Here is a 21487-nt window from a genome sequence, read left to right as displayed (position 1 = left end):
CTACCCCTTCACATCCTGCTTTTCCGACGCCGTCGTGGGCTTGCCCTTGGCGGCGGCGCCGACGACGCGGACCGGATCGCCGTCGGCGATGCCATCGGGCGGCGCGGTGATGATGCGGTCGTCGGGGGCGACGCCGGAGGCGAGTTCGATCTCGCGGCCGAGATCGCGGGCGATGGTGACGGTCTTGAACAGTACCTTGTCGTCAGGCCCGACGGTCGCGACCCGCAAACCGTCCTTGTTGAAAATGAGAGCGCTGGAGGGAATATGCAGCGGCACGGCGTCGCGCTGCAGGTTCAGCCGCACGCTGGCATAGCCGCCCGGCATCAACTCGCCGCTCGAATTATCCAGCGCCAGCTGCATCCGCGTCGTGCCGGATGCCACCTCGACCGACTGCGAGGAGGCCTCCACCGTCGCCGCAAAACTGCGGTTCGGATATTCCGGCATCGTGAGCGCGGCCTTGGCGCCGATCTTGATCGCGGGCACATAGCTTTGGGGCACGTTGACATAGACGCGCAGCTTGGTGATGTCTGACACCACGAACATCGCCGGCCCGGTGCCGCCACCGGCATTGATCAGCGCACCGACATCGGTCTCGCGCGCGGTGACGATGCCGTCGAACGGAACCGTGATCTTCTTGTAACCCGCCAGCGCCTCCAGCCGTTCGACATTGGCGGTACCGGAATTGACGGCCGCCTTCTTGTTGGCGAGGTCGGCGGTGCGCTCGTCGATTTCCTGCATCGAAACGAAGTTCGAGGCGAGCAGCGTCTTGCGCCGGTTCAGCGTGGCCTCCGACAGCCGCGCGCTCGATTGCTGGCTCACAAGATCAGCTCGGGCCTGCAGCAATTGCTGGTCGAGGTCGGGCGCCTCGATCTCCGCGATCACCTGGCCTGCCTTGACCTTGGCGCCGATATCGGCGCTCCAGCTTTTCAGATAGCCGCTGACGCGCGCGAAGATCGGCGCGCGCGAATAGGCTTCCAGCCGCCCCGGCAGATCGATGGTGGGGTTGAGCGCGCGGGCATTGGGGAACGCGACGGCGACCGAGGGGATCGCCTGGTTGTCGGTCCATTCGCGCAGCTTCGAGCCGGATTCCTCGCGCGCCCGGATGCCGGTGGCGACGATCAGCCCCGCCCCGATCAGCGCCACGACCCCGAATAGGCCCAATTTCCGGCGCGATACCGGCGGGCGTTGTTCAGTGGTCATGCGGGCTCTCCAGTGCGGCGTCGGCAATGACGCCCTGTTTCTTGTGTACCATACTGAACACCACGGGAACAAACATCAGGGTGGCGATGGTGGCGAAGATCAAGCCGCCGATCACCGCCCGCCCGAGCGGCGCATTCTGCTCACCGCCCTCGCCGAGCCCGAGCGCCATCGGCGTCATGCCGATGATCATGGCGAGCGCCGTCATCAGGACCGGGCGGAAGCGGACGAAGCCGGCTTCCAGCGCCGCCGCGATGGGATCGCCGAGTTCCTCGTAACGCTCGCGCGCAAAGCTGATCACCAGCACGCTGTTGGCGGTGGCAACGCCCATGCACATGATGGCGCCGGTCAGCGCCGGCACCGACAGCGTGGTCTGCGTCGTGAACAGCATCCAGACGATGCCGGCAAGGGCCGCGGGCAGCGCCGTGATGATCACGAACGGATCGGACCAGGACTGGAAGTTCACCACGATCAGGAAATAGATCAGCACCACGGCCGCGAGCAGCCCGAACAGCAGGCCCGAAAACGCGCTGTTCATGGTCTGCACCTGGCCGAGCAGCACCACCGAACTTCCTTTTGGCACGTCCTTCGCCGTCTCCGCCATCGCGGTCCGGACGTCGGCGGCAACCGCGCCGAGGTCGCGGCCCTGCGGCGTCGCGTAGATCTGCACCATCGACTGGATGTCGTATTGCGAGACGACGGCACTGGAGGCCGAGCGCCTCACGTCCGCGATGCCGCCCAGGATCGGCGCCTGCGAATTGCCGGTCGCCGTAATGGGTAGCGCCTGCAGGGCGCTGAGCGAGTCCATCTTGTATTGCGGCGTCTGCATCACGATCGAATAGGACACGCCATTGTCGGGGTTGAGGTAGAAGGTCGGCGCGACCTGCGAACTGCCGGCGAGATTGACCACGAGGCTGTTGGTGACGTCGCGCTCGGTCAGACCGACATATTGCGCCCGGGTGCGGTCGACATCGATGTTGAAGGTCGGCGCGTTGGGCGATTGCTGGATGCGCGCGTCGGCGATGCCGGGAATGCGGCGAATCTTGCTCAGCAGCTTGTTGGCATAGTCGAAGTTCGCCTTCATGTCCGCGCCGCGGATCTGCAGGTCGATCGGCGCCGGCGCGCCGAAGTTCAGGATCTGGCTGACGATGTCGGCCGGCAGGAACGAGAAGTTCATGCCGGGGAACAGCCGCGGCAATTGCTCGCGCAAGATCTGGACGTACTCATCCGTCGGCCGGTGGCCTTCCCTGAGCTTGATCTGGATGTCGCCGTCCGCCGGTCCGATCACGCCGGTGTTGTTGTAGGTCATGTTGATGCCGGAAATCGGCATGCCGATATTGTCGGTCAGCGTTTCGATCTCGCCGGGCGGAATGATCTTGCGGATCGCCTTCTGCACGTCGGCGAGCTGGTTGGCGGTCTCCTCGACGCGGGTGCCGACCTGGGTGCGGACATGCATCAGGATGTTGCCGGCATCGACCGCTGGAAAGAAGTTGCGGCCGAGATACGGCACCAGCAGGAACGACAGCGCGACCACGGCAAGAAAGCCGGTGACGAACAGCGGCCGCCGTCCCAGCGCCATCGACAACAGATCGTGGTAGCCGGCGCGAATCCGCTCGAACCGCGCCTCGAAGGCGCGCTGGAAGCGCACCAGCGGATTGCGCGTCGGCGGCGGCCCGCCCTCATGATGGACATGCGGCTGGAGCAGATATTTCGCCATCGTCGGCACCAGCGTGCGCGACAGCAGGAACGACCAGATCATCGCGAACATGACGGCTTCGGCCATCGGCACGAACAGGAAGCGCGCCACGCCCTGCAGGAAGAACATCGGCACGAACACGATGCAGATGCACAACAGCGACACGAAGGCCGGCGTCACGATCTGGTTGGCGCCATCCAGGATCGATTGCTCGACCGGCTTGCCCTGCTCCAGATGGTAGTTGATGTTCTCGATGGTCACGGTGGCATCGTCGACGAGGATGCCGACCGCCAGCGCCAACCCGCCGAGCGTCATGATGTTGAGCGTCTCGCCGATCGCCGACAACATGATGATAGCGCCCAGCACCGACAGCGGGATCGAGACGGCGATGATGATGGTCGAGCGCCAGCTTCCGAGGAACAGCAGGATCATCACGCTGGTCAGAAGCGCGGCGATGACGCCTTCGACGGCAACGCCCTCGATGGCGCCGCGCACGAACACCGACTGGTCGCCGATGAAGCCGATCTTCAGCGTGTCGGGCAGCGAATCCTTGACCTCGATCACCTTCTGCTTGATGCCCGCGATGATATCGAGCGTCGAGGTCGCACCCGCCTTCAGCACCATCATCAGGACCGAGCGGTTGCCGTCGACGTGAACGATGTTGGTCTGCGGCGGATTGCCGTCGCGCACGGAGGCCACGTCGCGAACATAGACCATCGCGCCGTTCACCGCCTTGATCGGCAGGTCGCCGAGCTCTTCCATTCGAAGCGGCGAGTTGTTGAGCTGGATGGTGTATTCGAACTGGCCGATCTTCTGGGTGCCGACCGGCGTGATCAGGTTCTGCGCGGCGAGCGCGTTGGCGACGTCCTGCCCGGACAGGCCGCGGGCCTGCAGCGCGGCCGGATTGAGGTCGATCTGGACCTGACGCTGCTTGCCGCCGAACGGATAGGGAATGGCCGCGCCCGGCACGGTGACGAGCGGGGTACGCAGCTGGTTGATGCCGATATCGGCGAGGTTTTGTTCGGTCAGCCCCTCGCCGGACAGCGCCACCTGGATGATCGGAACGGTGGAGGCGCTGTAATTGAGGATCAGCGGCGGGGTCGCGCCGGGCGGCAACTGCCTGATCATCGTCTGCGAGATCGCCGTCACCTGGGCGTTGGCGGTACGGATATCGACGCCCGGCTGGAAGAAGATCTTGACGATCCCGATGCCGGTGTAGGAATTGGCGACGATGTGCTCGATGTCGTTGACGGTGGTCGTCAGCGCCCGCTGAAACGGCGTGATGATACGCCCGGACATCTGGTCAGGCGGCAGGCCGGTATAGTTCCAGACCACCCCGATGACGGGGATGCGGATATCCGGGAAGATGTCGGTCGGCGTGCGCAGCGCGGCCAAGGGTCCGATGATCAGCAGCAGCAGCGCGAGCACGACGAAAGTATAGGGCCGGCTCAGCGCAATACGGACCAGTGCGATCATCTAGGAGGCAATCCCGAGGCCTGTGAAGGGCTGAGAACCGGCATCCAAAAAGGCCAGTTCAACCGCGCTGATTTAGCCGAACCGGGGCCAAATAGCCAACGCGGGCAGCGCAGCAGTCCTTCACTTCCTTGGCATAGCTGCTGGCCCCGGCTCGGGCCGGGCAGCACGCCGACCAGCCGGATGGCGGGTTGAGGTACGGTAGAAGTACGGAGCCCACCGTTCCGCAAACGCAGGCAACCAAATGCAAAAAGCCCGGCCCCTTCGGGAGGCCGGGCTTTCGTATCGTCATCCCGTTATGGTCAGGCCGCGCGCACCGAGTCGAGGAACTTGCCGACCTCTTGCTTGAGACGGTTGCTGTCGCCCGACAATGATTGCGCGGCGGAGAGAACCTGCGTGGAGGCGGAGCCGGTCTCGGAGGCGCCGCGCTGCACATCGGTGATGTTGGAGGACACCTGCTGGGTGCCGTGGGCGGCCTGCTGCACGTTGCGGGAGATTTCCTGCGTCGCAGCACCCTGCTCTTCCACGGCCGCGGCAATGGTCGAGGAGATCTCCGACAGCTTTTCGATGGTGCCGCTGATTTCCTTGATCGCGTTCACAGAGTCCTGGGTCGCCGCCTGGATGCCTGATATCTGCTGGCCGATCTCGCCGGTGGCCTTGGAGGTCTGCTCGGCCAGCGCCTTCACTTCCGACGCCACGACCGCGAAACCACGGCCGGCATCGCCGGCCCGCGCCGCTTCGATGGTGGCGTTGAGCGCCAAGAGATTGGTCTGCTCGGCGATGGTGTTGATCAGCTCGACGACGTCGCCGATCCGGCTCGCCGCCTTCGATAATTGGCTGACGCGGTCGTTGGTGGTGCGGGCCTGGTCGACGGCCGCAGTGGCCATCCGCGCCGATTCCTGAACCTGACGGCTGATCTCGTTGACCGAGGAGGACAACTCTTCGGTCGCTGACGCCACCGACTGCACGTTGGTGGAAGCTTCCTCGGAGGCTGCGGCCACCATCGTGGTCAGTTCCTGGGCGCGCTCGGCGTTCGACGTCAGCGTGCCGGCGGAGGCTTCCAGTTCGCTCGAGGCCGACGACACGGTCTCGACGATCTCGCCGACCGCCGTCTCGAAGTTATCGGCGAGCTTGATCATGTCGTCCTTGCGCTGCCGGGCGGCGATCTGGTCCTGCTTGATCTTCGTCTCGGCTTCGTCGCGGGCCTTCTGCTCGGCATTCTCTCTGATGATCGTGACCGTCTTGGCGAGGTCGCCGATTTCGTCGCCGCGCCTGGCGCCGGGAATCACGACGTCGAGGTTGCCGCCGGCCATCTCACCCAGCGCGCCGTTCAGGCGCATCATCGGACGGGAGATCCCAAGGAAGGAAAACACCATCGATGCAAACAGCGCGATAATCACCACGATACCCATCGCGAGGCTGACCGTGCTGGCCCGTTCGGTCTCGGCGGCGGCTTCTTCCTTCGATGTGGTGTAGTTCTTTCGCGCTATTTCGACCAGGCTATCCATCTGCGTGCCCGCCTCCTGGGCAAACTTGACGGTGCGGTTGGCGACAATGTCCGCCTTCAATTCCTCGATCTTGACCACTTCGTCATTGGCGGCCAGGAAACGTTTGACGATCGAATCCAGCGAACTGACCACCACCAGCAGATCGCGGTCATCGGCCTCGCCCCGCAACAGGTTGAAATTGGCCTTGAGCGCGGCCTGGGTCTTGGCGATCTGGGCGATCAGGCTGACATCGCCGGTGGCGCCCAGCCGCCAGACCATGGCTCGCAACGCGTTGACCTTGGCGTCGGCCATATGCAGCAGCTTTTCGATCTCGAGCTTGTTGTCGAGCTTGGCCAGCGCGGGTGACGCCAATTGGGTCTCGATCGCCTTGGTCCATTCAGCCGAAATCGCCGAGCGCTTGTCGATCACCGTGAGAAGATTGAGCTGCGTCTTCGCCAGCTCATCGACGCCAGTCGTGTAGGAATTCATCAGCGACCTGATTTTCTCCAGGCGCTGCTTGATCTCCGGTATCGCCGCAATCGCCAGCGCGTCATCCAACGCCTTGGCTTCAGTGGCTTTCAATCGATTGAGCTCAGCCGCGTTCCTTTCGACGTCCGCGGCCTTTGTCGACAGGCGGATGTTGCGCGCGGCAAGCTCGATCTGCCGTCCGTTCAAATTAGCTGTTATCGCGGCGTCGATGACCCGCTGCGAGCGATCCGCACGGCTGTTTGCCGCCTCGATCGCCCGTTCCGACATCATCTGGTTGGCCACCATGCCGCCCGCCAGCAATATGCCGACGGCGCCGGCCAGGCCCAGCTTATATCCGATGCGATTGAGCTTGATCATTGTCAGCGAACCCCAAATTTCCCCAAAACGCGCAGTCGGCGATGGCCAGCGGGAACCACCGAACAGCGCGCGCGCCGTAAAGATGGTGCTCTTGTAAACAAGACTGGTTAATTTTAGCTCAGTAGAGGCTACCGAGTAGCCCAACCGGATTTCGCTGCAAGGTTGCAGAACGCAAAAGCCCGGCCCCCTTTGGGAGCCGGGCTCTTCGCCGGTGATCGGCCGGGTGTCAGGCTGCCCGGACCGAATCCAGGAACTTGCCGACTTCGAGCTTGAGGCGGTTGCTGTCGCCGGACAGCGACTGCGCCGCCGACAGCACCTGCGAGGAAGCCGAGCCGGTCTCGCTGGCGCCGCGCTGGACGTCGGTGATGTTGGCCGAGACCTGCTGGGTGCCTTGCGCCGCCTGCTGCACGTTGCGGGAGATTTCCTGTGTCGCGGCCCCCTGCTCTTCCACCGCGGCGGCGATGGTCGACGAAATCTCCGACAGCCGCTCGATGGTGCCGCTGATTTCCTGGATTGCGTTGACCGACTCCTGGGTCGCGGCCTGGATGCCTGATATCTGCAGGCCGATCTCGCCGGTGGCTTTCGCGGTCTGCTCGGCCAACGCCTTCACTTCCGACGCCACGACGGCGAAGCCGCGGCCGGCTTCGCCGGCGCGCGCCGCCTCGATGGTGGCATTGAGCGCCAGCAAATTGGTCTGGCCTGCGATGGTGTTGATGAGTTCGACGACGTCGCCGATCCGGCTCGCCGCCTTCGACAATTCGCTGACCCGGTCGTTGGTGACGCGGGCCTGGCCGACGGCGTCGGTCGCCATGCGTGCCGATTCCTGCACCTGGCGGCTGATCTCGTTGACCGACGACGACAGTTCTTCGGTCGCTGACGCCACCGACTGCACGTTGGTGGAAGCTTCCTCGGAGGCCGCCGCCACCGCGGTCGTCAGCGACTGCGAACGTTCGGCGGTCGCCGACAGCGTGCCGGCCGAGGCTTCGAGCTGCGTCGAAGCTGACGACACGGTCTGAACGATCTCGCCGATGACAGATTCGAAATTGCGGGTGATGCCGTCGACCCGGCGGCCGCGCTCGATCTTGGCTTCGGCGTCAAGGGCCGCGGCCTCGTCGGCAGCCTTCTTCGCGATCAGCGCCTGCTTGAACACCTGCAAGGCGTCTGCCATGGCGCCGATTTCGGTCTTCTCGCCCTGATGCGGAACTTCCGCGCTGAGATCGCCTTTGCCCAGTGCCTGCATCGGGGTGACGATGGAAGCGATGCCGGTTGAGACGTCGCGAACCAGGTAGATGCTGACGGCAATGCCGGTGATGACGGCGACGCCGAGAATCACCGCCAGCATCATGAAGGCGGACGCGTAGCTGTCAGCCGCGCTCTGAGCCGCCCGGTCGGCACCGGCGTTGTTGAGGTCGATGTCCTTCTTCAGGACGGCGTCGGCCTCGAGTCCGATCTTGTTGACCGTCTTCGAGTTCATTTCATGCGCCTCGAGCGGAACCTTGCCGACGGCACTGCGCGACAGCGCCATTACTTCCTCGGTACCCTTCTTGTATCGCTCCCAGAGGTCGGACCATTCCTTGTAGAGCGCACGCTCCTCCGGGGAGGCGATCATCGGCTCGTAGAGCGCGCGGATCTTGTTGTTGTTCTCGACCACGCTCGCCAGGGTTTTTTCCTGGGCCTGCTTTCCTTCCAGCGTCCCGACCAGCATGTGCTCGCGGATCACGTTGCGGTAGGTGATGACGCCGGCGCGCAGGTCGCCGAGCACGCGAACGCTCGGCATCCAGTTGGTCGTGATATCAACGGTGTCGGCGTTCATTGCCCGCATGTTGCGGACCGCCAGCAGGCCCATGCCCGTCATCGCGACCAGCAGGAAGGCAACGACAGTAATGATTTTGGCGCGGATCGAGTACTTGGCAAGCATGGGTTGGAATCTCTTGGTTTTGGACGCGCGCAAGACGCGCCGGTTGCGACGGGCGGGTTAAGTCGACGCCCTTACACGCAGCAGAATCTTATTCGTTCTCAGGTTGTGTTAATTTGGCGCACCGTAAAAATACGGTACGCGACAGAAGTCTCTGAGAAATGAATAGCGTAGGACGCTCAGCGCATCAGCTTGAGTGCGTCGGAAAAGAATTCGGCGCCGCCGAAATTGCCCGATTTCAGTGCAAGCAGCATCTCGCCGTTTTTCGCGCCCACCGCGCGCAGAACCGGCACGCCTGCAGCGATTTCTGCGCCGACGAGGAAGCCGGGAATCCCCAGGCGATCGACCACGGCGCCTGAAGTTTCACCACCGGCGACGACCAGCCGGCGCACGCCGGACTGCACCAATCCGTCCGCGATGTCGGCCATCGCCTGCTCGATGGCATGTCCGGCTGCATCGCGGCCATGCCGGGATTGCAGAGCTGCGACCTGATCCGGCGTCGAGCTACTCGCGATCAGCAGCGGGCCGTCACCGATTCGCTCCTTTGCCCACGCCAGCGCTCGCCGCGCCTCATCCGCGCCAGCGACGACGCGGTCGGGATCGAGATGCAAAACCGGCATCGCCTTTTCGGCATTGGCAATTTGCTGCAGCGTCGCCTGCGAACAACTGCCGGCCAGGCACGCGGCCGGTCCGCCGACCGGCGCATCGGCGTTCGCCTTTGTCACGTTCGATTTAGCCTTGCCGGAAGCCATCATCGCCCGCGCGAGGCCGAGCCCGATGCCGGAGGCGCCGACCGACAATCGATGATCGAGCGCGACGTTGCCGATGGTTTCCAGATCGCGGTCGAACACCGCGTCGATGATGGCGGCGCCGATGCCTTTGCCGGCGAGATCGGCAAGACGCGCGCGCACAGAAGCTTCCCCGCGCGCGAGCGTTGCAAGGTCGACCAGTCCGACTTTCGTCTGGCTCTGGCGCGCCAGCACCCGCACCAGATTGGAATCATGCATCGGGTTGAGCGGATGATCCTTCAGCGGACTTTCGTTCAGCGGCACGGCGCCAACGAACAGATTGCCCTGATAGACGGTGCGGCCGGTTTCCGGAAAGGCCGGCGTCACCAGCACGATGGCATCGCCGGAGTCGCCGCGCAGCGCATCCATCACAGGACCGATATTGCCGGCGTCGGTGGAATCGAAGGTCGAGCAGATCTTGAACAGCACGTGATCAGCGCCACGGCTGCGCAGCCATTTCTCCGCCGATCGCGAGCGCGTGACGGCCAGGCCCGCCTCGATCGAGCGGCTCTTCAGCGACACCACGACCGCGTCGACTTCCGGCAGCGCGAGATCGTCAGAGGGCACGCCGATAGTCTGCACCGTGCGCAGGCCGCAGCGCGTCAGCGTGTTGGCGAGATCGGATGCGCCGGTGTAGTCGTCGGCGATGCAGCCCAAAGACAATTTCACGATTTTGCTCCGGCGTAGGGTTTGAACCAGCCGAGGCCGTCGGTGGTGTTGCCGCGCGGGTTATATTCGCAGCCGACAAAGCCGCCATAGCCGAGCCGGTCGAGCTCAGCGAACAGGAACGGATAGTTCAACTCCTCGCCGTCGGGTTCGTTGCGCGAGGGGATGCTGGCGATCTGGATATGGCCGATGATTGGCATCATCTCGCGCAGCCGCATGGTGACGTCGCCATGGATGATCTGGCAGTGATAGATGTCGAACTGCAGCTTCAGGTTCGGAATCTTCAGCTCCACGATCAGGTCGCGGGCGAAGCCAAAATCGTTGAGGAAATAGCCGGGCACGTTGCGCGAGTTGATCGGCTCGATCACCACGTCGAGGCCATGGGGCGCGAAGAACTCGGCCGTCCAGGCCACCGACTTGTAGAAGGCCTCTACCGCCTTGCGATCGCCCCGGTCGGCAATCCCGGCCATCAGGTGCAGCCGCTTGACGCCGGTCGCCTGCGCATAGGGCAGCGCGGTCTGCAGGCTGTTCTTGAGATCGTCGAAACGTTCCGGCAGCGCCGCAAAACCCTTTTCGCCGGCATTCCAGTCGCCCGGCGGCAGGTTGAACAGCGCCTGCGTCAACCCGGCGCCCTTGAGCCGCGAGCCTACTTCGTCGGCCGGATGCTCATAGGGAAACAGGAATTCGACGGCGGTGAAGCCCGCTTTCGCGGCGGCGTCGAAGCGGTCGAGGAACGGGACCTCGTTGAACATCATAGTGAGATTGGCGGCAAAGCGGGGCATGTTCTGTCCTCTTGTGTGTCGCGATTATTTCGGCTCGCCCGGCAGATGCGTGCCGGTAACGCGGGCATACATCCGCGCCACCGAGGCGTCGTCGTCGCGGCCCATGCCGGAGGCCGCCGTCATCAGGAACATCTGCAACGCGGCGGCGGCGACCGGGACCGGGAATTTCGCCGATCGAGCCATGTCCTGGATGATGCCGAGGTCTTTGACGAAAATCTCCACCGCACTGCGCGGCGCGTAGTCGCCATCGAGCACGTGCGGCATGCGGTTCTCGAACATCCAGGAATTGCCGGCGGAGGCCGTGATCACTTCATAGACCTTTTTGATGTCGAGGCCCTGCTTGGCGGCAAACGTAATCGCTTCCGAGGCCGCGGCGATGTGCACGCCGGCCAATAGCTGGTTGATCATCTTGAACGCGGCGCCCTGCCCGGCGGCATCGCCGAGCTCATAGAGTTTGGCCGCCATCGCATCGAGTGCCGGGCGCGCCTTGGCGAACGCGGCGGCGCTGCCCGAGGCCAGAATGGTGAGTTCGCCCTGCGCCGCGCGCTGCGCACCGCCGGAGATCGGCGCGTCCAGATAGAGCCGGCCGGTTTCCTCGAGCTGTTTCGCCAGCCGCCGCGCTACATCGGGATCCATGGTGGCGGAGGAGATGAACACCGCCCCCTTGGCCAGGGTTTCCGCAACGCCATTGGCGCTAAACAGGATGGCTTCGGTTTGCGCGGCGTTGACGACGACGCTGACGACGATATCGGCGGCCTTGGCCGCCTCCGCCGGGGTTTTGGCACCGTTGCCGCCGTCGGCCACGAACCGCGCCACAGACTCCGCCGAGACGTCGCAGCCCGTCACCTCAAACCCGGCGCGGCGCAGCGAGGTGGCCATGCCAAAGCCCATCGAGCCCAGCCCGATGACGGCGGCGCGCGGTTTTGCAGATTCTGGCATTGTGGCGTTTCCTTGTGCTCTTGGAGTCTGACCCTTGCGGCTTTGCCTCTGGGTATCACGGCTTGGCCGCGCTGCCAAAGCGTGAGAAAAGGCTCGCGAAACGGGGTTTGGGCCATGAGCGAGACAAGGATTCGGGAGGAAATCTGCCGCCTCGGCCGCTCGCTGTTCGAGCGCGGGCTGACGCCGGGCTCCTCGGGCAATATCAGCGTCAGGCTCGACGATGGTGGCTGGCTGGTGACCCCGACCAACGCCTCGCTCGGTTCGCTCGACCCGGCCCGGCTGTCGCGGCTGGGGCCCGACGGCAAACTCCTCTCCGGCGACGCCCCGACCAAGGAAGTGCCGCTGCACACCGCCCTCTATCAGACCCGCAGCGCCGCGCGCGCCGTGGTGCATCTGCATTCGACCCATTCGGTGGCGCTCTCGATGCTGCCGGAGATCGATCCCCGCGCCGCATTGCCGCCGATGACGCCCTATTACCTGATGAAATGCGGCCAGACCGCATTGGTGCCGTATTTCCGGCCCGGCGATCCGGCGGTGGCGGACGCCATCAAGGGACTGGCCGGCAAATATTCTTCCGTGCTGCTGGCCAATCATGGGCCGGTGGTATCGGGCGACACGCTGGAAGCCGCGGTGTTCGCGATCGAGGAACTGGAAGAGACGGCGAAATTGTATCTGCTGCTGCGCGGGCTGAACCCGCGGTATCTGTCACCGGAACAGGTGGCGGATTTGACGAAGGTGTTCGGGCTGGTGCTGCCGGAGCATGGGCACGAGCACGATTAGCCATTGCCGCCAGCCCCGTCATTGCGAGCGTAGCGAAGCAATCCATGGCGGCCGCGTGCGGAGAGATGGATTGCTTCGTCGCTGCGCTCCCGTGCGCAAACGCTTCGCGTTTGTCGCAGGCAATGACGTGGAGAGGCCTCCCATCACCGCTCACACAACTACAATCCCAGATACGCCTTCCTTACATCCGGATTGGTCCTGATGTCAGCCGCGCTGCCCTGCATCAGCACGCGGCCGGTTTGCAGGATGTAGGCGCGGTCGGCGATTTCGAGGCACTCCGCCATCCGCTGCTCGACGATCAAGACGGTCATGCCGGTGTCGCGGATGCGTTTCACCGCCTGGAAGATTTCATCGACCAGCTTCGGCATGATGCCCTGCGAAGGCTCGTCGAGCATCAAGAGCCGCGGCCGCGTCATCAGCGCGCGGCCGATCGCCAGCATCTGCTGCTCGCCGCCCGAAAGCGTTTCGGCGCGCTGATCCAGCCGCTCCGACAGCCGAGGGAACAGCTTGAACACCAGGTCCAGCGGCGCCTCGCGGTCGGCTTCGCCGCGATAGAGGTAACTGCCGAGCCGCAAATTGTCGCGCACCGAGAGCCGCGGAAACAGCCGGCGGTTTTCCGGCACATAGGCGATGCCGCGCGAGGTAATGACATGCTGCGCCAGGCCGTCGATCCGCTCGCCGTCGAAGGTGACGGTGCCGGAACGCGGACGCTCGGCGCCGGCGATCGATTTCAGCAGCGTCGACTTGCCGGCCCCGTTGGCGCCGGCGACGCAGACGACCTCGCCCTTGGCGACCTCGATCGTGACAGCCGAGATCGCGACCAGCCCCTGATAGGCGGTGGTGACTTCATGCACCGACAGCATGACGATCCCCCAAATAGGCGGTGATGACTTTCGGATCGCGAACGACGTCGGCTGGCTTGCCCTCGACCAGCACCTTGCCGAGATCGAGCACGATGGCGCGATCGACCAGCGGCATCACGATTTCCATGACGTGCTCGACCATCAGAATGGTAACGCCGGTGTCGCGCACCTTGCGTACCAGTTCGACGCCGGTCTGGGCCTCGAGCGGCGTAAGACCGGTCAGGCATTCGTCGAGCAGCAGCAGTTTTGGTTCGGTCGCCAGCGCGCGCGCCACTTCGAGGCGGCGTTTTTCCGACGGGACCAGATCGCTGGCGAGCACATTGGCGCGCGCGGCCAGGCCGCAGAACTCCAGCACTTCATGGGCCTTCTGCCGCGCTACGCGCATCACGGTGTTTCGCATCAGCGCGCCGACGATGACATTGTCGATCACGCTCATGGTCTCGAAGCTTTTCACGACCTGAAAGGTCCGGGCCACACCGCGCACGCACCGCTCGGCTGCCGGCAGCGCGGTGACGTCTTCGCCGTCGAACCAGATCGTCCCTTGCGTCGGCGGCAGTACGCCCGCAATCAGATTGAACAGCGTCGATTTGCCGGCGCCGTTCGGCCCGATCAGGCCGACGATCTCGCCGCGCCCGACCGAGATCGAGACGTCGCTGTTGGCGACGAGCCCGCCGAAGCGTTGCCAGACGCCGCGGGTTTCCAGCAAGGGCGTGCTCATCGCGTCGCCTCCTTGCGCCTAGGCGTGAACAGCGAGACCAGGCCTTGCGGCCGCGCCAGCGAGATCGCGATGATCAGGCCGCCATAGACGATCAGATCGACACCGCGGCCGGAACCGCCGGCATAGGACCGCGTCAATTCCGTGACCGGAATCAGGATGACGGCCCCCAGCATCGGCCCCCACAGCGTGCCGATGCCTCCGAGCACCGCGGGCAGCGCCATCAGCAGCGAGATGTGAAAGCCCATGATGCTCTCGGGATCGATATAGGAGACGAACTGCGCATAGAAGCTGCCGCCGACCGCGACCAGAAACGCCGAGACCGCGGCTGCGCCCATCTTGGAATTGAACACGACGACACCAAGGCTTTCAGCGGCGTCCGGATTGTCCTTCACCGCGCGCCACCAATAGCCCCATTTGGAATCCTCCAGCCACCAGGTGACGAACCAGGCGACGCAGGCCAGCGCCAGCGCAAAGTAGAAGTACGGCAGCTTGCTGCGCGCGAACTGGAATTTGAGCCAGCTGTCGCCGCGCACGGGAATCTCGATGCCCAATGCCGCGCCCGCCCAATCCCAGTTGTGGAACAGCAAGAGCCCGATCTCGGCAATGACGATGGTGGCGATCGCGAAATAATGTCCGCGCAGGCGGAAGCAGGGATAGCCCAGCCCCATCGCAATGACAGCCGATATCAGGCCGCCGCCGAGCATGCCGAACCACGGCAGGACGCCGAACTTGGTGAACAGCAGCGTCGTGGTATAGGCGCCAATCCCGAAATAGAGCGCGTGACCGAGCGAGATCTGTCCGCAATAGCCGGAGAGGATATTCCAGCTCTGCGACAGCGCCGCCCACATCAGCGTTAGCACCATGATGTTCTGGACGTAGGAGTCCTTGACGAACAGCGGCACCACGGCAGCGATGGCGGCGAGGCAGAATGCGACGATCAGGTCGCGGCGACGGCGTTTTGCGAAATCCGTATCCATCACATCGACCCGAACAGACCGCGCGGCCGCACGAACACGACCAGGAGATAAACCGCATAGATGCCGACCGACTTCAGCGAAGGCGGCAGGATCAATGCGGTGGTGGCTTCGACCAGGCCGACGATGATGCCGCCGGCAAAGGCCCCGAACACGCTGCCGAAACCGCCCAGCGCCACCGTGACGTAGGCAATCAGCGCAAACGACGCGCCGACGTCGGGATAAATATAAAAGAAGATCGACATGATGGCGCCGGCGAGACCCACCAGCGCTGCACCGAGGCCCCAGCCGAGCGCGAACACGCGGTTCTTGTCGATACCGACCAGCGCCACGGCGCCGGCATCCTCGCGGGTGGCTTCGAGCGCGCGGCCGAAATCGGTGCGGTTGATGAAGAAGTAGAGCCCGCCGAAGGCCGCCATCGCCACCGCCGCGCCGATCAGTTGCGGCTGGGGCAGGAAGATGCCGCCGATCGAGATGGTTTTGCCGCCAAGCCATGAATGGGTGACGCTGCGGTAATCCGGCGTGAAGAAGAACTGCGCCACGCCGCGCATCACGATCGCAAGCCCGAAGGTGGAGAAGATCTGCACCATGCCGGCATTGGCCTTTGCCCTGACCGCGAAGCGTACGATCAGCAGATAGACCACGGCGCCAAAGACGAACAACGCCGCAGCGACCAGCGGCGCCGCCAACAATGGATCGATCGCGAAGAACGCGAACAGGAAGAACGACGCGTACATCGCGATCATCAGGAATTCGCCATGGGCGAAATTCACGACGTCCATCAGGCCGAAGATCAGCGCGAGGCCGACCGCAATCATCCCGTAGAGCAGCCCCATCAGGAGGCCGCTCGCCAGGCTTTGGATAATGGTCTCGGCTGTCATGTCCCCCGCCCCCGTGTCCGACCGTTACTTCATCGGCCAGACGGCCTCGGCGACCGCGCCTTGCGGCGGGGAGATGGTGACGAACTTGCCGCCGATATATTGCAGCAGCACCGGATCGGCGTCGTTGTTCTGGCCCAGATCGTCGAACTTCACACGCTTCCACGGCATGATGGTCTGCTCGCCCGGGATTTCGGTCGCGGCCAGCGCCGCGCGGATCTTTTCACCGTCGGTCGACTTGGCGCGGTTGATGGCGTCCGCCAGCACGATCAGGCCCATGAACTCGCGCGAGGTGTTGTCGTTCAGGTCCTTGCCCGACTTCGCCTTGAACAAATCGTTGATCTTGCCGACCATCGGCCGCTTGGCGGCGAGATCGAGCGAGAAGCTGCCGCGGGTGATGACGCCCTCGAGCTTGTCGCCAACCGCGTCGTACAGCGCCTTTTCGGAAAAGCCCGCGGCCTGCGCCACGATGGCCTTCGGCTTGTAGCCGAGCTCGGCCATGGTCTTGACCAGCATGATGCCGTCGGTGGTGTAGCTCGAGGGCATCAGCACGTCGGCGTTCGCCGACTTGAGCTGCTGGACCTCTGCCGACAGCGACGGCGAGTTGGAACGGTACTTGATGTCGGCGACGATCTTGTAGCCGCGCTCATTCGCAAGCTTGAGCTGCGCGTTCGCGGAGTCGGTTCCGAAGATGGTGTCCTCGTGGAACAGGGCCAGCGTCTCGATCTTGGTGCCCTTCTTCTTCAAGGCGTCGTAGAAGTCGAACATCGCCTTGGTGAACATTTCGTCGTGGGGCGCGGCGCGGAAGAAGAATTTCAGGCCACGGGTATGCAGGCTCGGCGACGAGTTGTCAGCCGAGACAAACGGGGTCTGATAGCGCTCGCAGATCTGGCTGATGGTGACCGCCACCGAGCTCTGGTAGCTGCCGATGATGGCGCAGACTTTCTCCTGCGTGATCAGGCGCTCGGCTTCGGCACGGCCCTTCTGGGGATCGCCCTGATGGTCGGCGAACACAAGGCGAATCTTGGCACCGCCGAGGCCAGGCAATCCGGCATCCTTTGCCAGCGGCAGCTCGAAATCATGCTTGTTGTTGATGATGTCGGTGGCGGTGACATAGGCGTGCTGCGCGTCGACGCCGATCTGCGCATTGGCGCCGGACATCGGATAGGTGACGCCGATCACCACTTCGGGCGTTTGCGCGCGGGCCGCGATCGGCGCGAGAGCGGCGGCAGCGGTGGCTCCAAGCAATACATTGCGGCGCGTGATCGTCATTGCAAATCCCCTTTTGAACGGCTGACATCGATGAAGCGGTTGGCGGTTACGGTAAAGCCTCAATGATCGGCACGAGCTGCATCAAAGCACGGCAAGCGCCTTGTTCTGCAAATCGGTCACCAGCATCAATCCAGGCGCATGCGTGATCGCAAACGGCAATTTGGCCGCCGCGATCACCGATTGCGGCGTCACACCGCAGGCCCAGAACACCGGAATTTCGTCGTCCCCGACCGGCACCGCGTCGCCGTAGTCGGGCTTGTTGACATCGGCGATCCCGATCGAATGCGGATGACCGAGATGAACGGGCGCACCGTGCACCGAAGGAAAGCGCGAGGTGATCTGCACGGCGCGGATCGCATCCGCCGGTTTGAACGGCCGCATCGACACCACCATTGGACCCGCAAACGGGCCCGCCGCGCCGCAGGCGATGTTGGTGCGGTACATCGGCACGCGCACATTGCGCTCGATGTGGCGGATCGGCAGGCCGTCCGCCAGCAGCGCTTCCTCGAATGAATAGGAGCATCCGATCACGAACGCCACCAGGTCGTCGCGCCAGTGCGCGGTAATGTCGGTCGGCTCTTCCACCACTTCGCCGTCGCGCCAGACGCGATAGCGCGGCAGGTCGGTGCGGATGTCGAGGTCGAGGCCGAGCGAGGGAATTCTGAAATCACCGACATCGGACATGCCGATGATCGGGCACGGTTTGGGGTTGAGCTGGCAGAACCGGTGAAACGACGCCGCGAGTTTTTCCGGCAGGATCACCAGATTGCCCTGCACGAAGCCGTTGGCGACACCGGCCGTGGTGGTGGCCATGCCGGTCCGGCAGGCGTGCCGGGCGGCGACGCTGGGCGATAAATTCGCCGTATCGAGGCCGGGTCGTTCCGTCTTTGCCAAGCTGGTCATCGTTGCAACAGCTCCAATCAGGTCGACATCTACTCCCGCATATGGCTATTATAATGTCTAATCGTCATTTTTAATCAAGATCGATAAAATTAATTTATCGATATGCGGGCAGAGGGTGCATGGTCGATTTCAAGGCAATCGAGACCTTCATGTGGGTGGTGACGCTCGGCAGCTTTCGCGGTGCTGCGCAGAAGCTCAACACCACCCAGCCCGCCATCTCGCAGCGGATCGCCCAGCTCGAACGCGAGGTGGGCGTGAGATTGTTACAGCGCGAGCGCCGCATGGTGATGCCGACACCGAGCGGCCGGCAATTGCTGGTCTATGCCGAGAAACTGATCGGGCTGCGTTCGGAAATGCTGGCTGTGGTCGGCGACCACTCGGCGATGCGCGGCGTGCTGCGGCTCGGCGTCGCCGAGACCATCGTCCACACCTTCCTGACGCAGCTGATCAAGAGCGTCAATCACACCTATCCCAACCTCTCGCTCGAGATCGAAGTCGACATCACCTCGAATTTGCGCAACCGGCTGCTGGCGCAGGAGATCGAACTGGCGTTCCTGCTCGGGCCGGTGACGGGGCCGACCATCAGCAACCGGGTGCTGTGCGATTATTCGGTTGGATTCCTTGCCAGTCCTTCGCTCGGACTAGGCAAGGAACGGCTGTCGGTGCATGACCTCGCCAAATTTCCCATCATCACCTTTCCGCGCAAGACGCCGCCTTACGAAATCGTCCGGTCGCTGTTCAACCGACCCGACCTGCCACCGATGCGCCTGCACGCCAGCGCCTCGCTCGGAACAGTCAAACACATGGCGATCGAAGGCCTCGGCATTGCGGTGATTCCAACGGCGATCGTCGAAAGCGAAATCGCGGATGGCAGGCTGCAATTGCTGTCGACCAACCTGCAGATGCCATTGTTGACGTTTTCGGCGAGCTGGCTGGCCTCTCCGGACACCATCGCGGTCGAACGGGTGGCCGAATTGGCGGCCTCGCTCGCGCAGGGCGGCGTCGTTGTTGACGCGCCGCTGCAGGCGCGTCATTGAAGCGGATCGGGTGAGCATCAATCAAGACCGGAATGGCTCAATGACCAAAATCGCATCCAACCTGCAAATCGATTCCGCCCGGCTGTGGGACACCATTCACGAAACCGCCAAATTCGGCGCAACGCCCAAAGGCGGCGTGCGGCGGCTGACGCTCGGACCTGAGGACAAGCAGGTCCGCGACTGGTTCCGGAAAGCCTGCGAAGCCGCCGGCCTCGAGTGTCACGTCGACGCGCTCGGCTCGATGTTCGGCCTGCGCAAGGGGCGCGACATGTCGAAGGCGCCGATCGGCGTCGGCTCCCACCTCGACACCCAGCCGACCGGCGGCAAGTTCGACGGTATACTCGGCACGCTCGCCGCGCTTGAAGTGGTTCGCACCCTCAACGATGCCGGTATCGAGACCGAGACGCCGATCTGCATCTGCAACTGGACCAATGAGGAAGGCTCGCGTTTTGCGCCGGCGATGATGGCGTCGGCCGCCTATGTCGGTGATTTCACCACCGACGACATTCTGTCGCGCAAGGATGCCGAGGGCGTCACGGTGGCGGAGGCGCTCGACAGCATCGGCTATCGCGGCGAGAGCCCGGTCGGCCGGCAGAAATTCTCCAGCTTCGTCGAACTGCATATCGAGCAAGGCCCGATTCTCGAAGCCGAGAACAAGACCATCGGCGTGGTCGATTCCGGCCAGGGCGTGCTGTGGTACGACGGCAAGATCACCGGGTTCGAAAGCCATGCCGGCTCGACGCCGATGCCGTTGCGGCGCGACGCACTGGCGACGCTGTCGGAAATCGTGCTGGCGATGGAAGCAACCGCCAGGAAACACGGCCCGAAGGCGGTCGGTACCATCGGCGAGGCCGTGATCGCCAATCCCTCGCGCAACGTCATTCCCGGCGAAATCGCCTTTACGATGGATTGCCGCAGCGCGGACGCCGCGATCATGGATGCGCTGGACAGGGATTTGCGCGCGGCGATCACCGAGATCGCGGTCCGGCGCAAGGTCGACGTCAAGCTCGACTTGGTCTGGCGCAAGCCGCCGACCCATTTCGATCCGAAACTCGTCGACGCCGTCGAGAACGCCGCCACCGCGCTGGGCTATTCGCATCGCCGCATCACCTCCGGCGCCGGCCACGATGCCTGCAACCTCAATACGGTAATGCCGGCGGCGATGGTGTTCGTGCCCTGCAAGGACGGCATCAGCCACAACGAGCTGGAAGACGCCACGCAGGCCGATTGCACCGCCGGCGCCAACGTCCTGATGCATACCGTGCTGGCGCTTGCCGGCGTGGCGTCATAAAATAATCAAAACCGGAGGGACTGCCGTGCGCGGTGTTTTTGTCGATGCCAATGATTCGCTGGCCGTGATCTTCGAGCGGCTGGAACAACCCGGTGACCCCAAGGTCCGTATCAACAGGGATCCCGACATCACCTCGGCTCAGTATCCGGCCTTGCTCGACGGCGCTGAAATCGCCGTCGTCGATCACACCGCGCTGCCGACCGAGATTGCGAAAAAGTGCACCGGGCTGAAGCACGTGGTGTTCCTCGGCACCGGCGCGCGCAGCTACATGAATCCGGAAGAGCTCGCCGAACTCGGCATCGAGGTGCACCTGATCAAGGGCTATGGCGACACGGCCGTGGCCGAATGCGCCATCGCGCTGATGTGGGAAGGCGCGCGCGGCCTCGCCAGCATGGATCGCGGGATCCGCGCCGGCAACTGGCTGCGCGATGACGCCATGCAACTGACCGGCAAGACGCTGGGGCTGATCGGCTACGGCGGCATCGCAGCCGAAGTCGCGCGGATCGCGCTCGGCAGCGGCATGCGCGTAATCGCCTGGAACCGGTCACCCAAGAAGCACCCGAAGGTCGAGTTCGTCGAACTCGATGAGCTGCTGAGCGAGAGCGACGTCATCTCGATCCACCTGCTGCTCAACGACGAGACGCGCGGGATGGTTTCGCGTGCCTGTATCGAGGCGATGAAGCTCGGCGTCATCCTCGTCAACACCGCGCGCGGCGCCATCGTCGACGAGGAAGCGATGATCGAGGCCCTGAAATCAGGCCAGATCCGCCATGCCGGCCTCGACGTCTTCAACATCGAGCCGCTGCCGGCGGATCATCCCTTGACCAAGCTGCCCAACGTCACGCTGTCGGCGCATTCTGCGTTCCGCACACCGGAGGCGAGCGAGAATCTGATCGGGGCGGCGCTGGAGCACTGCCGGCGGATCGCGAAGGGGAAATAGGATTTATCCCCGTCGTCCCGGCCTTGAGCTCAGATGCGCAAT

General features: G+C 63.9%; 17 protein-coding genes. 4 read left to right on the top strand and 13 right to left on the bottom strand.

Features of this window, described 5'->3' with window-relative positions; genetic code table 11:
* From JQ611_RS04970 to ltnD, 7 genes are all read right to left on the bottom strand, one after another.
* The gene (locus tag JQ611_RS04970) at positions 1 to 1200 is read right to left on the bottom strand and encodes an efflux RND transporter periplasmic adaptor subunit (protein WP_212464688.1); all 1200 of its coding nucleotides are present in this window, start codon (positions 1198 to 1200) and stop codon (positions 1 to 3) included.
* Positions 1190 to 4369, bottom strand: coding sequence for an efflux RND transporter permease subunit (locus tag JQ611_RS04965; protein WP_212464687.1), 3180 nt, complete (start codon positions 4367 to 4369; stop codon positions 1190 to 1192). The genes JQ611_RS04970 and JQ611_RS04965 overlap by 11 nt, the downstream gene beginning before the upstream one ends.
* A gap of 299 nt (positions 4370 to 4668) precedes the next feature.
* Positions 4669 to 6696, bottom strand: a complete 2028-nt coding sequence (locus tag JQ611_RS04960) for a methyl-accepting chemotaxis protein (protein WP_212385995.1) — start codon at positions 6694 to 6696, stop codon at positions 4669 to 4671.
* A 229-nt stretch (positions 6697 to 6925) separates the two neighbouring features.
* Positions 6926 to 8617 (bottom strand): methyl-accepting chemotaxis protein, encoded by a 1692-nt coding sequence (locus JQ611_RS04955; RefSeq protein WP_212464686.1) that lies wholly within the window; start codon positions 8615 to 8617, stop codon positions 6926 to 6928.
* Positions 8618 to 8793: 176 nt separating this feature from the next.
* A complete protein-coding gene (otnK, locus tag JQ611_RS04950; RefSeq protein ID WP_212268367.1) occupies positions 8794 to 10071 on the bottom strand; it encodes a 3-oxo-tetronate kinase in 1278 nt (425 codons plus the stop codon).
* Positions 10068 to 10850 carry a 2-oxo-tetronate isomerase gene (gene otnI / locus JQ611_RS04945; RefSeq protein ID WP_212268369.1) on the bottom strand — a complete coding sequence of 261 codons (783 nt, stop codon included), beginning with the start codon at positions 10848 to 10850 and terminating at the stop codon, positions 10068 to 10070. The genes otnK and otnI overlap by 4 nt, the downstream gene beginning before the upstream one ends.
* Positions 10851 to 10874: 24 nt before the next feature.
* Entirely contained in the window at positions 10875 to 11867 is a 993-nt protein-coding gene (gene ltnD, locus JQ611_RS04940; RefSeq protein ID WP_249132926.1) for an L-threonate dehydrogenase, read from the bottom strand.
* A 36-nt stretch (positions 11868 to 11903) separates the two neighbouring features.
* Between ltnD and JQ611_RS04935 the strand changes: the two genes are divergently transcribed.
* A complete protein-coding gene (locus JQ611_RS04935; RefSeq protein WP_212268371.1) occupies positions 11904 to 12569 on the top strand; it encodes an aldolase in 666 nt (221 codons plus the stop codon).
* A 158-nt stretch (positions 12570 to 12727) separates the two neighbouring features.
* Here the strand turns inward: JQ611_RS04935 and JQ611_RS04930 are convergent, their stop codons facing one another.
* The 6 genes from JQ611_RS04930 to JQ611_RS04905 form a co-directional block, all read right to left on the bottom strand.
* Positions 12728 to 13432: an ABC transporter ATP-binding protein gene (locus JQ611_RS04930; RefSeq protein ID WP_211997511.1), complete on the bottom strand. Its 705-nt coding sequence runs from the start codon at positions 13430 to 13432 to the stop codon at positions 12728 to 12730.
* Complete coding sequence (locus JQ611_RS04925) at positions 13416 to 14150, bottom strand: ABC transporter ATP-binding protein (protein ID WP_212268373.1); 735 nt, start codon at positions 14148 to 14150, stop codon at positions 13416 to 13418. Before JQ611_RS04925 ends, JQ611_RS04930 begins: the two co-directional genes overlap by 17 nt.
* Positions 14147 to 15127 (bottom strand): branched-chain amino acid ABC transporter permease, encoded by a 981-nt coding sequence (locus JQ611_RS04920; RefSeq protein ID WP_212268375.1) that lies wholly within the window; start codon positions 15125 to 15127, stop codon positions 14147 to 14149. Before JQ611_RS04920 ends, JQ611_RS04925 begins: the two co-directional genes overlap by 4 nt.
* A complete protein-coding gene (locus JQ611_RS04915; protein ID WP_212464685.1) occupies positions 15127 to 16005 on the bottom strand; it encodes a branched-chain amino acid ABC transporter permease in 879 nt (292 codons plus the stop codon). The genes JQ611_RS04920 and JQ611_RS04915 overlap by 1 nt, the downstream gene beginning before the upstream one ends.
* A gap of 24 nt (positions 16006 to 16029) precedes the next feature.
* Complete coding sequence (locus tag JQ611_RS04910) at positions 16030 to 17274, bottom strand: ABC transporter substrate-binding protein (RefSeq protein ID WP_212464684.1); 1245 nt, start codon at positions 17272 to 17274, stop codon at positions 16030 to 16032.
* 81 nt (positions 17275 to 17355) lie between these two features.
* Positions 17356 to 18177, bottom strand: a complete 822-nt coding sequence (locus tag JQ611_RS04905; RefSeq protein WP_212464683.1) for a putative hydro-lyase — start codon at positions 18175 to 18177, stop codon at positions 17356 to 17358.
* Between the two features lie 119 nt (positions 18178 to 18296).
* Between JQ611_RS04905 and JQ611_RS04900 the strand changes: the two genes are divergently transcribed.
* Genes JQ611_RS04900 through JQ611_RS04890 form a run of 3 tightly spaced genes read left to right on the top strand, consistent with a single transcriptional unit; the run spans position 18297 to position 21445 of the window.
* Positions 18297 to 19214, top strand: a complete 918-nt coding sequence (locus tag JQ611_RS04900; protein WP_212268383.1) for a LysR family transcriptional regulator — start codon at positions 18297 to 18299, stop codon at positions 19212 to 19214.
* 40 nt (positions 19215 to 19254) lie between these two features.
* Positions 19255 to 20505 (top strand): Zn-dependent hydrolase, encoded by a 1251-nt coding sequence (locus JQ611_RS04895; protein ID WP_212268385.1) that lies wholly within the window; start codon positions 19255 to 19257, stop codon positions 20503 to 20505.
* Between the two features lie 25 nt (positions 20506 to 20530).
* Complete coding sequence (locus JQ611_RS04890; protein ID WP_212464682.1) at positions 20531 to 21445, top strand: NAD(P)-dependent oxidoreductase; 915 nt, start codon at positions 20531 to 20533, stop codon at positions 21443 to 21445.
* Positions 21446 to 21487 lie beyond the last annotated feature (42 nt).

Source organism: Bradyrhizobium sp. AUGA SZCCT0182, assembly GCF_018130185.1.
GTDB lineage: Bacteria > Pseudomonadota > Alphaproteobacteria > Rhizobiales > Xanthobacteraceae > Bradyrhizobium.
The sequence above is the reverse complement of the archived record's forward strand: the minus strand, read 5'-3'. Positions and strand labels throughout refer to the sequence as shown.

Bases quoted from the DNA above. Each gene is read 5' to 3' on its own strand.
- JQ611_RS04920 (WP_212268375.1), bottom strand. From the start codon at position 15,127: ATGGATACGGATTTCGCAAAACGCCGTCGCCGCGACCTGATCGTCGCA.
- JQ611_RS04910 (WP_212464684.1), bottom strand. From the start codon at position 17,274: ATGACGATCACGCGCCGCAATGTATTGCTTGGAGCCACCGCTGCCGCC.
- JQ611_RS04915 (WP_212464685.1), bottom strand. From the start codon at position 16,005: ATGACAGCCGAGACCATTATCCAAAGCCTGGCGAGCGGCCTCCTGATG.
- JQ611_RS04970 (WP_212464688.1), bottom strand. From the start codon at position 1,200: ATGACCACTGAACAACGCCCGCCGGTATCGCGCCGGAAATTGGGCCTA.
- JQ611_RS04895 (WP_212268385.1), top strand. From the start codon at position 19,255: ATGACCAAAATCGCATCCAACCTGCAAATCGATTCCGCCCGGCTGTGG.
- JQ611_RS04930 (WP_211997511.1), bottom strand. From the start codon at position 13,432: ATGCTGTCGGTGCATGAAGTCACCACCGCCTATCAGGGGCTGGTCGCG.
- JQ611_RS04905 (WP_212464683.1), bottom strand. From the start codon at position 18,177: ATGACCAGCTTGGCAAAGACGGAACGACCCGGCCTCGATACGGCGAAT.
- otnI (WP_212268369.1), bottom strand. From the start codon at position 10,850: ATGCCCCGCTTTGCCGCCAATCTCACTATGATGTTCAACGAGGTCCCG.
- JQ611_RS04965 (WP_212464687.1), bottom strand. From the start codon at position 4,369: ATGATCGCACTGGTCCGTATTGCGCTGAGCCGGCCCTATACTTTCGTC.
- JQ611_RS04900 (WP_212268383.1), top strand. From the start codon at position 18,297: ATGGTCGATTTCAAGGCAATCGAGACCTTCATGTGGGTGGTGACGCTC.
- JQ611_RS04935 (WP_212268371.1), top strand. From the start codon at position 11,904: ATGAGCGAGACAAGGATTCGGGAGGAAATCTGCCGCCTCGGCCGCTCG.
- JQ611_RS04925 (WP_212268373.1), bottom strand. From the start codon at position 14,150: ATGAGCACGCCCTTGCTGGAAACCCGCGGCGTCTGGCAACGCTTCGGC.
- JQ611_RS04955 (WP_212464686.1), bottom strand. From the start codon at position 8,617: ATGCTTGCCAAGTACTCGATCCGCGCCAAAATCATTACTGTCGTTGCC.